The organism is Pseudoxanthomonas gei (assembly GCF_010119615.1).
GTDB classification, from domain to species: Bacteria; Pseudomonadota; Gammaproteobacteria; order Xanthomonadales; family Xanthomonadaceae; genus Pseudoxanthomonas_A; species Pseudoxanthomonas_A gei.
Genome location: NZ_QOVG01000001.1, coordinates 45892 through 59478, shown reverse-complemented (window position 1 = coordinate 59478; position 13587 = coordinate 45892). Strand labels below are relative to the sequence as shown.

The following is a 13587-nucleotide window of genomic DNA, read 5'->3' as shown; positions in this document are numbered from 1 at the left end:
GTTGTCGACCGGCCTCCGTTTCACCCATTGAGGCCCACGTCGCCCAGTGATCACCCCAACTGCATCCACCGCCGCGCCTGTTTGCCGCCCGGCCATTGACCCCATACCGCTGCAGCTACCGAGGTTCCCAATGAAAAGCCTGCACTATCCCCTGCTGGCAATCGCCTGTTCCGCCTTGCTCGCAGGCTGCAATCCCGGCACGCATGTCTCTACTGACAAGGGCAACGTCTCCAGCGACGGCAAGAACATCGTGCTGCATGCAGACGGCCACCCCGACGCGAAGATCTCCACGGCTGGCGAGCTGACCATAGACGGCAAGGCGGTACCAGTGAGCGCTGCACAACGCGTCTTGTTGCAGAGCTACCACACGCAGTTGAATGCAATGACGAGCGACGGCATCGAGATCGGCAAGCAGGGAGCGGCGCTGGCTGGTACCGCGATCAAGGAAGCCATCAAGGGCGCAATGAAAGGCGACGGCGACCAGGTCGATGCAAAGATAGAAGCCGAGGCCAAGAAAATCGAACAGCAGGCCATGCAACTGTGCAAACGCCTGGTGACGATCAAGGCATCGCAGGATGCGCTGGCGACGCAGCTTCCCGCCTTCAAGCCCTACGCCACCATAGAGACTTCCGACGTGGATGATTGCGGATCCAGCCAGAGCGACAGCTACGCCGCCGGCAAGGAGGTCGGTGGTTCCCTGGCAAAGGCCGTCAAGGCAGACAGGAACGAGGCCGCAGAGTCAGGCGATGCTGCCGCCCAGGCCGATGCCGCCGCCAAGAGCGACGCCAGCAACCGCTGACAGTCGCCCTCGCAAAAAGCCAGTTCCACCTGCACGCAGAGGTGGAGAGTCAATCTTCCGCACCGGAGCCCACCATGAAATCCGCACCAGCCTTGCTTGCGATTGCACTCGTGATGGGTTCCAGCCATGCGTCGGCAGGCGACGATCCTCAGCTCAACCTTGCCTACCAGGACCACATTGCCTACGTCGCGACCTTCGCGCTTCCCCTGCTCATAGAGAAATGCGCGGGCCTTGATGCTGGCTACCTGCAAAAAGCTGCCCCGCTCTATTTCCGCTACGTCAACACACACCAGGACCAGATCGAACGCGGTCGGCTGCTGACGCTGGCGGAGTTTCCCCCAGGACAAACCGTAAAGGCGTATCGGGAAAACGTTATCGCTTCCCGCCTGTCACGCCTGGAAACCGGAACCCGCAAGGAGAAGCTGGGCATGTGCGAAGGCGCGCTCGGGATGATGGCCGGCGCGGCACTCCCCGGCGAATGGCCGGCGCGGAAAGAGACCGGGCGGAGCGCACCCTAGCCCGCGCCCCCACCCGGCTTGCCGTGGATCCCGCCCTTGGCCAGCAGCGCCGGGTCCAGCAATGCCTTCAGGGTCTTTTCCGGTAGCCCGGTGACTTCCATTGCCACTTCCAGCACCGGCCGGTCCTGTTTGTAGGCCTGTTTGGCGATGGCCGCGCCCTTTTCGTAGCCAATCACTGGATTCAGGGCAGTCACCAGGATGGGATTGCGGTCTAGCGCCTCGCGTATATGCGCATGGCGGACACTGAGGCCCGCGATCGCCGAATCGGCCAGCAGGCGCGACACATTGGCCAGCAGGTGGATCGATTCCAGCAAGTTGGCTGCAATCAACGGCAAGGTCACGTTCAACTGGAAGTTGCCGGTTTGCCCGGCCACGGTGATCGCCGTGTGGTGGCCGATGACCTGCGCGCAGACCATTACCGTGGCTTCGGGAATCACCGGGTTGACCTTGCCGGGCATGATGGAGCTGCCAGGCTGCAGCGTGGGCAATTCGATTTCACCCAGTCCGGCCAGCGGCCCGGAATTCATCCAGCGCAGGTCGTTGGAAATCTTGATCAGGGCCACGGCCAGCGCGCTCAGCTGGCCGGACAGCTCGACCGCATCGTCCTGCGCCGCCAGTCCCTCGAATTTGTTGGCGGCCGATTCGAAGCGCGTCTTCGTAAGCAGTGACAGCGCACGCGCCACCCTGGCGCCGAAGCGCGGATCGGCGTTGATGCCCGTGCCAATCGCGGTCCCACCCAGCGGCAGGCGACGCAACCGCTTGAGGCTATCCTGCAGGCGATCCTCGGCCGACTTCAATTGCGCAGACCAGGCAGAGAATTCCTGCTGGAAGGTCAGCGGCATCGCATCCATCAGATGCGTGCGCCCGGTCTTGACCACCTTGGCCAGTGAGCGGCCGCGCCTGTCGATGGTCTGCCTGAGATGTTTCAGGGCCGGCAGCAACTCTTCGACCACGGCGAGCTGGGCCGATACCCGGATCGCGGTGGGAATGACGTCGTTGGAGCTCTGGCCGAGGTTCACGTGGTCGTTGGCATGCACCCGAACCTTGCCGGATGCGGAAGCCAGGTTGGAGATGACCTCGTTGGCATTCATGTTGGACGAGGTGCCCGAGCCGGTCTGGTAGATGTCGATCGGGAAATGCGCGTCGTATTCGCCTGCTGCAACCTGCAGCGCAGCGCTGCGGATGGCCTTGGCGACCCCTTTCGGCAACAGCGCCAGACCCACATTGACTTCGGCGGCAGCGGCCTTGATCAGGCCCAGAGAGCGGATCAACCCGCGCGGGATGGGCTGGCCCGAGATGGGGAAATTCTGCAGCGCGCGCTGCGTCTGCGCGCCCCAGAGCGCCTCGCCGGGCACGCGCAGCTCGCCCATGCTGTCGTGTTCGATGCGAAAGGAATCACTCATGACGGTCTCCGTTCCCAGATATGGTTCATTGCCATCCGGCGATGGCGCAATCCAGCGACTTCATCCGAAAACACTAGGCGTGGAAGACGCTGGGTCCAGCCTTCGCACAATGGCGAAACCGGTTTTCTGAAGGATACGCCCGCAACGTTTAGAATGTGGCCCCCACATCCCCAGCATCCCCACATGTCCGAATCCGCCCTGCTCGCCCTGTCCCCGCTCGATGGCCGCTATGCCGCCAAGGTCGATGCGCTGCGGCCGATCTTCTCCGAGTACGGCCTGATCAAGGCCCGGGTGAAGGTCGAGGTGGAGTGGCTGCTGGCGCTGGCCGACGAGCCGGGCATCGTCGAGTTGCCGAAGTTCAGCGAGGACGCGGCCCTGCGCCTGCGCGCCCTGGCCGACGGCTTCTCTACCGCGCATGCGGCGCGGGTCAAGGAGATCGAGCGCACCACCAACCACGACGTCAAGGCGGTCGAGTACTTCATCAAGGAGCAGCTCAAGGACGATGCCGGCGATCTTGGTTCAGAGCTGGGCCCGGCCCTGGAGTTCGTGCATTTCGCCTGCACCAGCGAAGACATCAACAACCTCAGCTATGCATTGATGCTGGAACAGGCGCGCAGCAACGTGTTGCTTCCCGCGCTGGACCAGGTCATCGCCCAGTTGCGCGCGCTGGCGCATGCCCAGGCTTCGCAGCCGATGCTGTCGCGTACGCATGGCCAGACTGCCTCGCCGACCACACTGGGCAAGGAAATCGCCAACGTGGTCGCGCGGTTGCAGCGCCAGCGCAGCCAGATCGCCGCCGTTGAACTGACCGGCAAGAGCAATGGCGCAGTGGGCAACTACAACGCCCATGTCATCGCCTATCCGGAAGTGGACTGGCCAGCCTTCACCCAGGCCTTCATCGGCAGGCTGGGCATCGTCTTCAACCCCTACACCACCCAGATCGAGCCGCACGACAACGTGGCCGAGATCGGCGACGCCACGCGCCGCGCCAACATCATCCTCATAGACCTTGCCCGCGACATCTGGGGCTACATCTCGCTGGGCTACTTCAAGCAGACGCTCAAGGAAGGCGAAGTCGGCTCCAGCACCATGCCGCACAAGGTCAACCCGATCGACTTCGAGAACGCCGAGGGCAACCTGGGCCTGGCCAATGCGCTGTTCGAACATTTCAGTGCCAAGCTGCCGATCAGCCGCTGGCAGCGCGACCTGACCGATTCCACCGTGCTCCGCGCACTGGGCACCGCCTTCGGCCATACCCTGGTGGCGCTGGATTCGCTGGGCAAGGGCTTGGCCAAGCTCAGTGTCGCCCCGGAAAAACTGGACGCAGATCTGGATGGAGCCTGGGAAGTGCTGGCCGAGGCCGTGCAGACGGTGATGCGCCGCCATGGCCTGCCGAGCCCGTACGAGCAACTGAAGGCGCTGACGCGCGGACAGGGCATCACCGAACAGTCGATGCGGCAGTTCATCGGTTCGCTGGAATTGCCGGCGGATGCGAAACAGCGGCTGCTGGATCTGACTCCTGGCAGCTACACAGGACTCGCCGGCACACTGGCGGCGGATATCTGAGCTTGTGATTTCCAGGGTGATGCGGCCATGAAGCAGCTCATCAACATCGACGTTCCCGACCTGGCTGCAGCCGAGCGTTTCTACATCAGCGCATTCGGCCTGCACCGTGGCCGGCGACTGGGCGCACATGTGCAGGAAATGCTGGGAGGAGACGTACCGGTTTACCTGCTTGAAAACACTGCCGGCAGCATTGCCGCAGCCATGGCAACGCGGGACTACCAACGCCACTGGATGCCCATCCACCTGGATGTGGTGGTGGACCATTTGGAACCGGCACTGACCCGCGCGCTGGCCGCCGGGGCCATCCAGGAAGGAGAAATCCGCGAAGCGTCCTGGGGGCGTATCGTCCAGCTGGCCGATCCGTTCGGCCACGGCTGGTGCCTGCTGCAGTTCCTGGGCCGCGGTTACGACGAACTCTGCGATTGAAGGAAAATATCTTGCACGCACGCACTTCACTGCTCATGCGGTTGATGGCTCTCACCTCGACGCTGCTTGCCTCCGCAGGCGCGCACGCAGCCGCCGGGCCAGCTGCTGCGGCCACTGTTTGCGCCGCCGATGCCGGGTGGGACGACCCCGCTACGCCGCGACGTATCTACGGCAACACCTGGTTCGTGGGCACTTGTGGCATCAGCGCAGTGCTGGTCACCTCCGTGCAGGGGCACGTACTGATAGACGGGGCCACGCCCACGGGCAGCGCGCAGATCCTTGCCAATATCCGCACACTGGGTTTCAAGCCAGAAGATGTGCGCGCGATCGTGTCCTCGCATGAACACCTGGACCACGCCGGCGGGCTGGCCGCGCTGCAAGCTGCCACCGGGGCGCCGGTGCTGGCGCGTGCGCCCGCCGCGGCAACACTGAAGCGCGGCGCAAGCGATCGCAGCGACCCGCAATTCCTGGTGCTGCGTTCCTTTCCCGCCGTCGCGCGCGTGCAGCTGATCGCTGACGACGAGGCCGTGAAAGTTGGCCCGCTGGCACTGCAGGCCATCGCGACGCCGGGACACACCCCCGGGGGCACCAGCTGGAGCTGGCGCTCCTGCGAAAAGCGCAAGTGCCGGCAACTGGTATACGCCGACAGCCTTACCGCCATCTCCGACGATGTGTACCGGTATACCGACGACGCCGCGCATCCGGGCGTGCTGGCGGACTTCCGGCAGACGCTGTTGCGCGTGGCGAGGCTGGATTGCGAGATCCTGCTCACGCCCCATCCTTCCGCCAGCCAGCTATGGTCACGGCTCGGTCCCGGTGCGACCCAGCCACTGGTCGACGCCAGCGCATGCCGGATTTACGCCGCCAGGGCTGCCGAGCGCCTTGACCAGCGCGTGGCGGAAGAAGCCGCCGCAAATGAAAAAAGGAATAGCCCATGATTGAAGTCCAGGCCAGCGCAAAGCATCTTCTTGGCATGCCCGCGGCGAAATTCCTCAAGGAATTCTGGCAGAAGAAGCCGCTGCTGATCCGCAATGCCTTTCCCGACTTCGTTTCGCCGATCGAGCCCGAAGACCTGGCTGGGCTGGCCTGCGAGGAAATGGCCCTGTCGCGCATCGTCAGCCATGACCGTGCGCGCGACGCATGGACATTGCGCACCGGCCCCTTCACCGAAGACGAGTTCCCGGGCATGCCCGACCACGACTGGACCCTGCTGGTGCAGGACGTGGACAAATGGGACGTGGACGTGCGCGCGATCCTGCAGCGATTCGACTTCCTGCCGCGCTGGCGGATCGACGATGTGATGGTCAGCTTCGCCGCTACCGGTGGTTCGGTAGGGGCGCACGTGGACCAGTACGACGTGTTCCTGCTGCAGGCCCAGGGGCAACGGCGCTGGCAGATCGATGCGGGAGCCAACCCGCCGCTCGATTTCCGCGATGATGTGGAACTGAAACTGCTTCGCCAGTTCACTCCCAGCCATGACTGGGTGCTGGAACCCGGCGACATGCTGTACCTCCCGCCCGGTGTACCGCACCACGGGGTGGCCCTGAACCCCTGCCTGACCCTCTCCGTCGGCATGCGCGCGCCCTCATCGGCGGAGCTGGTCAGCGACTACCTGGACAACCTGATCGCCGACGCCGACGAGTCGATGCGCTACCACGACCCTGATCTTGCGCCGCCGAAGGACCCCAACGAGATCGATGCAGCCGCCATGGTGCGCGCCGTGGAGGCGCTGAATACCCTGCGCCTCAATGACCCGGACAAGCTGGGCGACTGGTTCGGGCGTTTCATCACCACCTATCGGGCGGGCGGCGAAGTGGCCGTGGCCGGGCAGCCGCGTCCCCGCATTGAAGTGGAATGGGACCTGCAGCAGGGTGCCGAGCTGCAGCGACATCCGTTCTCCCGGTTGGCCTGGCGCAGGAGCGGCCGGTTGGCGACACTGTTCTGCAGCGGCCTGGAGTTCACACTACCGGTGAAGGACGCACAGGCGCTGGCGTCGGCCGAGCTGCTGGACGGCGGCGGCTATGCGGCCCTTTCCGACGCAGGGCGCGATATCGCCTTCGAGCTCTATTCACAGGGCCACTACCAGCTGCTTGCCGACGAGGAGGAGTGATGTCCGACCGCGCGTTCCAGGTGATGCCGATCGACTATGCCAGCGGCCTGGCAGAACTGCGCGCCGTCCGCGAGACCGTCTTCGTCCAGGAGCAGCAGGTGCCCCTGGAGGAAGAGTGGGATGCACTGGATCCGCTTTGCCATCACGTCATCGCACGCGACCAGGACGGCCATCCCATTGGCACCGGCAGGCTGACCCCCGAGCACAGGATCGGACGCATGGCGGTGCTGGCCGCCTGGCGCGGACAAGGCGTGGGCGATGCGATGCTGTTGGCGTTGATGGAGCAAGCCCGCAACCAGGGATGGCCGGCGGTATCGCTGAATGCGCAGGTCTCGGCTGAAGCCTTCTACGCACGCCAGGGCTTCATTCCGCACGGCGAACGCTTCGAAGAGGCGGGCATCCAGCATCAGTCCATGCGCCGCGCGCTGCACGGCACCACCCTGGTGGAGACCGGCGCCGGAGCGATCGCGGCGATGTTGGCGGTGGTCACCCATGCGCGGCGCGGCCTGCGCATCTACACCCGCGAGCTGGATCCGGGTCTGCTGGACCATCCGCAGGTGCTCGACGCGCTGCGGCGCTTCGCCACGGCCACGCGCGGTGGCGAGGTCCATATCCTGGTGCAGGACGCCGGCACGCCACAGCGCGCGCTGGCGCCCCTGCTGACCCTGGCACAGCGCCTGCCCAGCGTGTTCACGTTCCGCGAAGTGCGCGAGCCGGTCGACAGGGCCTACGCTGCGGCCTTTGTCGCCAATGACACCAGTGGCTACTACTTCCGCACGCTGGGCCATCGTTTCGATGGGGAAGTCAACCTGGATGGCGCCGGTCGCGCGCGGCAACTGCGTGACGAGTTCGGCCGTTTCTGGGAACGGGCCCGGCCATGCACCGAGTTCCGTGCACTGGGCATCTGAGCAGGAATTGCTGGCTACAACCGTGGACCCGTACGGGGCATGGGCCTTTAGTCCAAGGAGCCAGCGCCGTTATCCCCATACGGGTATAATTTCGCGCATTCATCTCGCCCGCGCAGGCCTCGCTCCCCTGTTCCTGCCGGTACCCCACAAGCCAGACATCGGCCCTTCGACAAGCCTACCTACGCCATCGTGGACAACCTCCTGAAGCAGTTTGCGCAATCCTCGCAACTCGGCGGCGGCAACGCCTCCTTCATTGAAGACCTGTATGAGCAGTACCTGGTCTCTCCCGAGAGCGTCGGCCCCAAATGGAAGGCCTACTTTGATGGCTTCAAGGGCCACGAGGCTGGCGACGTACCCCATTCGGTCGTCATCGCCCAGATCAGCGAAGCCGCCCGGCACGCCGCCAACAATGGTTATGCCGCCGCACCAGCTGCCGGCCCGGGCGATGAGCGCGAGCGCAATGTCGGCCGCCTGATCACCTCCTACCGCTCACGTGGCCATCTGGCCGCCAACCTGGATCCGCTCGGGCTGACCCCGCGCCAGGATTCTCCGGACCTGGAGCTGGGCTTCCACAACCTGTCCGACCGCGACCTGGACAGCGAATTCAGCACCGGCGGGGTCGCCGGCCAGCCGCGCATGAAGCTGCGCGACCTGTTCTCCCGGTTGAAAGCCACCTACGCCGGCTCCATCGGCACCGAATTCATGTACATCACCGACGTCGCCCAGCGCCAGTGGCTGTATTCGCGCCTCGAAGCAGCGGGCGGCAACTACGGCCTGGATGTCGAGACGCAACGCCGCATTCTGGAACGCGTGACCGCCGCCGAGGGCCTGGAGCGCTACCTGCACACCAAGTACGTCGGCCAGAAGCGCTTCTCGCTGGAAGGCGGCGACTCGCTGATCCCGCTGCTGGACGTGACCATCCGCCGCGCCGGCACCGACAACGTCAAGGACATCGTGCTGGGCATGGCCCACCGCGGGCGCCTGAACGTGCTGATCAATACCCTGGGCAAGTCGCCGCGCAAGCTGTTCGACGAGTTCGAGGGCAAGTTCGAATATGTTGCCGACGACCGCGCCCACACCGGCGACGTCAAATACCACAACGGTTTCAGTGCCGACATAGCAACGCCCGGCAATCCCGTGCACCTGGCGCTGGCGTTCAATCCCTCGCATCTGGAAATCGTCGATCCCGTGGTTGCGGGCAGCGTGCGCTCGCGCCAGGAACGACGTGGCGACAGCGAGCGCAAGGCCGTGCTGCCGGTGATCATCCATGGCGACGCCGCCTTCGCGGGCCAGGGCGTGGTGATGGAACTGTTCCAGATGTCGCAGGCACGCGGTTTCGCGGTCGGCGGCACCGTCCACATCGTCATCAACAACCAGATCGGCTTCACCACCAGCACCCGTGATGACGCACGTTCCACCCTGTACTGCACCGACGTGGCCAAGATGGTCGGCGCGCCGGTGCTGCACGTGAATGGCGACGATCCGGAAGCCGTGGTGTTCTGCGCCAACCTGGCCTACGACTTCCGCCAGCAGTTCAAGAAAGACGTGGTGATCGACCTGGTCTGCTACCGCCGCTGGGGCCACAACGAGGCCGACGAACCTGCCGCTACCCAGCCCCTGATGTACCAGGTGATCCGTGCCCACAAGACCACCCGCGAGCTTTACGCGGCGGACCTCGAAGCGCGCGGCGTCATCGCCGCGGGTGAGGCCCAGGCGCTGGTCGACAGCTATCGCAACAAGCTGGATTCCGGTGAAGTCACCACCGAGCTGGCCAAGCCCAAGCCCGATGAACTTGCCATCGACTGGTCGAAATACCTGTCCGGCAAGGTCACCGACCCGGTCAACACCAAGGTCAAGCGCACCGCGCTGGACCAGCTGGCCAGGATCATCAACACGATACCGGCTGGCGTCACCCTGCACCCGCGCGTAGCCAAGATCTACGACGACCGCATGAAGATGACCAAGGGCGAGCTGCCGGGCGACTGGGGCTTTGCCGAGAACCTGGCCTACGCCACCCTGCTTTCGGAAGGCCACCGCCTGCGCCTGGTCGGCCAGGACGCGGGTCGCGGCACCTTCTTCCACCGCCATGCGATCCTGCACGACCAGAAGACCGACAGTTATTACCTGCCGTTGCGCCAGCTGGTCGAAAACCCCGAAGACGCCACCATCATCGACTCGCTGCTCAGCGAGGAAGCGGTGATGGCGTTTGAATATGGTTACTCCACGACCGACCCCAACACCCTCGACGTCTGGGAAGCGCAGTTCGGCGATTTCGCCAACGGCGCGCAGGTGGTGATCGACCAGTTCATCGCCGCCGGCGAGGCCAAGTGGAGCCGTATCAGCGGCCTGACCCTGTTGTTGCCACACGGTTACGAAGGCCAGGGTCCCGAGCACAGCTCCGCCCGCCTGGAACGTTTCCTGCAGCTGTGCGCACTCGAGAACATGCTGGTCTGCGTACCCACCACTCCGGCGCAGTGCTTCCACATGATCCGCCGCCAGTTGCGCATGACCACGCGCAAGCCGCTGATCGTGATGACGCCCAAGTCGCTGCTTCGCCACAAGCTGGCGGTGTCTTCGCTGGATGAGTTGGCCAATGGCGAATTCCAGCACCTGATCCCCGATGCCACCGCCGACGTCAAGAAGGTCAAGCGCGTCGTGCTGTGCTCCGGCAAGGTCTATTACGACCTGCTGGAAGACCAGCGCAAGCGCGGCCAGGACGACGTGGCCCTCCTGCGCATCGAGCAGCTGTATCCCTTCCCGCGCGAACTGCTGGCAGCCGAACTCAAGCGCTATGCAGCGGCCACCGAGGTCGTCTGGTGCCAGGAAGAACCCCAGAACCAGGGCGCGTGGTACCAGATCCGCCACCACCTGAAGGCATGCACCGGCAGCAGGCAGGAACTGTATTACGCCGGTCGACCACGCTCGCCCTCGCCCGCCGCCGGCCATTTCGCCCAGCACGTGGAAGAGCAGCTGCAACTGGTCGCCGATGCCCTCGTCAACAAGTTCGGCAACGACATCGTTGCCGAATAATCCATTCGACAACCCTTAACAGGAAGCCTTTCCAACATGGCCACCGAAGTCAAAGTCCCGGTTCTTCCCGAATCCGTTTCCGACGCCACCATCGCCACCTGGCACAAGAAGGCCGGCGACGCGGTCAAGCGTGACGAGAACCTGGTCGACCTTGAAACCGACAAAGTCGTGCTGGAAGTGCCGTCGCCCGTCGACGGCGTTCTCAAGGAAATAAAGTTCGCCGAAGGCGCCACCGTGACCAGCCAGCAATTGCTGGCGGTGATCGAGGAAGGCGCGGCGGCCGCCGCACCGGCTCCCGAAAAGAAGGCCGAGGCCGCGCCGGCCGCGGGCGCCCAGGAAGTCCAACCCAGGGCCGAAGCGAGCAAGGCCCAGGCGGCGGCTCCTGCTTCCACCAAGCCCGCACCGGTCGCCTCGACCGATGGCCTGCCGCCAGGCGCGCGTTTCACCGCCGTCTCCGAAGGCATCGACCCGGCCGCAGTCGAAGGTACCGGCCGCAAGGGCGCGGTGACCAAGGAAGACCTCATCAACTACGCCAGCGGCAAGACCGCCGGCGTGACCGGCGGTTCGCGTCCGGAAGAGCGCGTGCCGATGACCCGCATGCGCCTGCGCATCGCCGAGCGCCTGATGCTGTCGAAGAACTCCATCGCCATGCTCACCTCGTTCAACGAAGTGAACCTGGGCAAGGTCATGGCCATGCGCAAGGAGCTGGGCGAATCGTTCGAGAAAGCCAATGGCGTAAAGCTGGGTTTCATGAGCTTCTTCGCCAAGGCGGCCGCCAACGCGCTGCAACGCCATCCGGCGGTCAATGCGTCGGTGGACGGCAACGACGTGATCTACCACGGCTATGCGGACATCTCGATCGCCGTGTCGACCGAGAAGGGGCTGGTGACGCCGGTCCTGCGTAGCGTCGAGCGCATGGGCTTCGCCGAAATCGAGAAAGGCATTGGCGAGTATGCGAAGAAGGCCCGCGACGGCAAGCTCGCGCTGGAAGACCTGCAGGGCGGCACCTTCACCATCACCAATGGCGGCACCTTCGGTTCGCTGATGTCCACGCCCATCGTCAACCCGCCGCAGAGCGCCATCCTGGGCATGCACGCCATCAAGGAACGGGCCATCGTCGAGAACGGCGTCGTCATTGCCGCGCCGATGATGTACATCGCGCTCTCCTACGACCACCGCATCATCGATGGCAAGGACGCGGTCCTGTTCCTGGTGGACATCAAGAACCAGCTTGAGAATCCGAGCCGCATGCTGCTTGGCATGTAAGTGGTGAATGGGGCGCGCTGGGCGCTCAATGGTGAAGGACAAGCGCGCTTTTCTTCACCCTTCACGATTTGCCATTTGCCCCGCTCATCATGCGATGAGCGTCCGTTCAAAGGATAACGAACCACAATGAGCGAACAATTCGACGTCGTCGTCATCGGTGCCGGCCCGGCCGGCTACCACGCTGCCATCCGCGCCGCGCAGCTGGGCATGAAGGTCGCGTGCATCGACGCCGCCCTGGGCAAGGATGGCAAGCCGGCTCTTGGCGGCACCTGCCTGCGCGTGGGTTGCGTTCCTTCCAAGGCGCTGCTGGACAGCTCGCGCCAGTACTACAACCTGCAGCACCTGTTCGGCGACCACGGCATCAGCGTCAAGGACGCCAAGATGGACGTCGCCACCATGATCGGCCGCAAGGACAAGATCGTGAAGCAGTTCACCGGCGGCATCGCGATGCTGTTCAAGGCCAACAAGATCACGCCTTACTACGGTTTCGGCCAGCTGCAGCCCGGCAACATCGTCAAGGTCAAGCAGCACGACGGCAGCGAAGTCGAGCTCAAGGGCACCAACGTCGTCATCGCCGCCGGTTCGGATTCCATCGAGCTGCCCTTCGCGAAGTTCGATAACGAATACATCGTCGACAACGTCGGCGCCCTCGACTTCACCTCGGTGCCCAAGCGCCTGGCGGTGATCGGGGCCGGCGTGATCGGCCTGGAACTGGGCAGCGTGTGGAAGCGCCTTGGAGCCGAAGTCACCATCCTGGAAGCCCTGCCGGAATTCCTGGGCGCCGCAGATGCGGAAGTCGCCAGGACCGCGGCCAAGGAATTCAAGAAGCAGGGCCTGGACATCAAGCTGGGCGCGAAGGTCAGCAAGGCCGAGATCAAGAAGAAGGAAGTCCACGTTACCTATGCCGACGGTGAAGGCGAGAAGACGCTCGCGGTCGACAGGCTGCTGGTAGCCGTAGGACGCAAGGCGGCATCCAAAGGCCTGCTGGCCGAAGGCACGGGCGTGAAGCTGAGCGATCGCGGCCAGATCGAAGTCGACGAACACTGCCACACCGGCGTCGACGGCGTGTGGGCGGTCGGCGATTGCGTGCGCGGCCCGATGCTCGCGCACAAGGGCTTCGAGGAAGGCATCGCCGTTGCCGAGCTGATCGCCGGCCTGCCCGGCCACGTCAACCTGGACACCGTGCCCTGGGTCATCTACACCGAGCCGGAAATCGCCTGGGTGGGCAAGACCGAACAACAGCTCAAGGCCGAAGGCATTCCGTACAAGGCCGGCAGCTTCCCGTTCGCGGCGATCGCGCGGGCCGTGGCCATGGGCGAGCCGGCCGGCTTCGTGAAAGTCCTGGCACATGCCGAGACCGACCGCATCCTCGGCCTGCACCTGGTTGGCGTAGGTGTGTCCGAGCTGGTGCACGAAGGTGTGATCGCGATGGAGTTCAACGGCTCGGCCGACGACCTGGCCCGCATCTGCCACGCGCACCCGACCTTGTCCGAAGCCGTGCACGATGCGGCCATGGCGGTGTCCAAGCGTTCGATCCACAAGGTCAACTGAAAGCAGCAAA

General features: G+C 64.5%; 11 protein-coding genes. 10 read left to right on the top strand and 1 reads right to left on the bottom strand.

Annotated features, from left to right (window positions below; all coding sequences use genetic code 11):
- Positions 1-130 precede the first annotated feature (130 nt).
- Both DT603_RS00205 and DT603_RS00200 read left to right on the top strand, forming a co-directional pair.
- Entirely contained in the window at positions 131-799 is a 669-nt protein-coding gene (locus tag DT603_RS00205; RefSeq protein WP_162347843.1) for a DUF2884 family protein, read from the top strand.
- A gap of 74 nt (positions 800-873) precedes the next feature.
- Positions 874-1317 carry a hypothetical protein gene (locus DT603_RS00200; protein ID WP_162347842.1) on the top strand — a complete coding sequence of 148 codons (444 nt, stop codon included), beginning with the start codon at positions 874-876 and terminating at the stop codon, positions 1315-1317.
- On the opposite strand, the gene DT603_RS00195 is transcribed toward DT603_RS00200, so the two are convergent.
- Complete coding sequence (locus DT603_RS00195; protein WP_162347841.1) at positions 1314-2720, bottom strand: class II fumarate hydratase; 1407 nt, start codon at positions 2718-2720, stop codon at positions 1314-1316. The two genes, DT603_RS00200 and DT603_RS00195, sit on opposite strands and share 4 nt — an antisense overlap.
- 183 nt (positions 2721-2903) lie before the next feature.
- On the opposite strand from DT603_RS00195, the gene purB reads away from it, so the two are divergent.
- The 8 genes from purB to lpdA all read left to right on the top strand — a co-directional run bounded on the left by purB (position 2904) and on the right by lpdA (position 13577).
- Positions 2904-4286 (top strand): adenylosuccinate lyase, encoded by a 1383-nt coding sequence (gene purB, locus DT603_RS00190; RefSeq protein WP_162347840.1) that lies wholly within the window; start codon positions 2904-2906, stop codon positions 4284-4286.
- Positions 4287-4313: 27 nt separating this feature from the next.
- The gene (locus DT603_RS00185) at positions 4314-4712 is read left to right on the top strand and encodes a VOC family protein (RefSeq protein ID WP_162347839.1); all 399 of its coding nucleotides are present in this window, start codon (positions 4314-4316) and stop codon (positions 4710-4712) included.
- Positions 4713-4756: 44 nt separating this feature from the next.
- The gene (bla, locus tag DT603_RS00180) at positions 4757-5650 is read left to right on the top strand and encodes a subclass B3 metallo-beta-lactamase (RefSeq protein WP_162347838.1); all 894 of its coding nucleotides are present in this window, start codon (positions 4757-4759) and stop codon (positions 5648-5650) included.
- Positions 5647-6822 (top strand): ribosomal protein uL16 3-hydroxylase, encoded by a 1176-nt coding sequence (locus tag DT603_RS00175; RefSeq protein ID WP_162347837.1) that lies wholly within the window; start codon positions 5647-5649, stop codon positions 6820-6822. The genes bla and DT603_RS00175 overlap by 4 nt, the downstream gene beginning before the upstream one ends.
- Entirely contained in the window at positions 6822-7730 is a 909-nt protein-coding gene (locus DT603_RS00170; RefSeq protein WP_162347836.1) for a GNAT family N-acetyltransferase, read from the top strand. The genes DT603_RS00175 and DT603_RS00170 overlap by 1 nt, the downstream gene beginning before the upstream one ends.
- 189 nt (positions 7731-7919) lie before the next feature.
- Positions 7920-10760, top strand: coding sequence for a 2-oxoglutarate dehydrogenase E1 component (locus DT603_RS00165; protein WP_162347835.1), 2841 nt, complete (start codon positions 7920-7922; stop codon positions 10758-10760).
- Between the two features lie 36 nt (positions 10761-10796).
- Positions 10797-12026 carry a dihydrolipoyllysine-residue succinyltransferase gene (gene sucB, locus DT603_RS00160; RefSeq protein ID WP_162347834.1) on the top strand — a complete coding sequence of 410 codons (1230 nt, stop codon included), beginning with the start codon at positions 10797-10799 and terminating at the stop codon, positions 12024-12026.
- Positions 12027-12152: 126 nt separating this feature from the next.
- Complete coding sequence (gene lpdA / locus DT603_RS00155) at positions 12153-13577, top strand: dihydrolipoyl dehydrogenase (RefSeq protein WP_162347833.1); 1425 nt, start codon at positions 12153-12155, stop codon at positions 13575-13577.
- Positions 13578-13587: the final 10 nt, after the last annotated feature.

Bases quoted from the DNA above. Each gene is read 5' to 3' on its own strand.
- purB (WP_162347840.1), top strand. From the start codon at position 2,904: ATGTCCGAATCCGCCCTGCTCGCCCTGTCCCCGCTCGATGGCCGCTAT.
- DT603_RS00195 (WP_162347841.1), bottom strand. From the start codon at position 2,720: ATGAGTGATTCCTTTCGCATCGAACACGACAGCATGGGCGAGCTGCGC.
- DT603_RS00175 (WP_162347837.1), top strand. From the start codon at position 5,647: ATGATTGAAGTCCAGGCCAGCGCAAAGCATCTTCTTGGCATGCCCGCG.
- sucB (WP_162347834.1), top strand. From the start codon at position 10,797: ATGGCCACCGAAGTCAAAGTCCCGGTTCTTCCCGAATCCGTTTCCGAC.
- DT603_RS00170 (WP_162347836.1), top strand. From the start codon at position 6,822: ATGTCCGACCGCGCGTTCCAGGTGATGCCGATCGACTATGCCAGCGGC.
- bla (WP_162347838.1), top strand. From the start codon at position 4,757: ATGGCTCTCACCTCGACGCTGCTTGCCTCCGCAGGCGCGCACGCAGCC.
- DT603_RS00205 (WP_162347843.1), top strand. From the start codon at position 131: ATGAAAAGCCTGCACTATCCCCTGCTGGCAATCGCCTGTTCCGCCTTG.
- lpdA (WP_162347833.1), top strand. From the start codon at position 12,153: ATGAGCGAACAATTCGACGTCGTCGTCATCGGTGCCGGCCCGGCCGGC.
- DT603_RS00200 (WP_162347842.1), top strand. From the start codon at position 874: ATGAAATCCGCACCAGCCTTGCTTGCGATTGCACTCGTGATGGGTTCC.
- DT603_RS00185 (WP_162347839.1), top strand. From the start codon at position 4,314: ATGAAGCAGCTCATCAACATCGACGTTCCCGACCTGGCTGCAGCCGAG.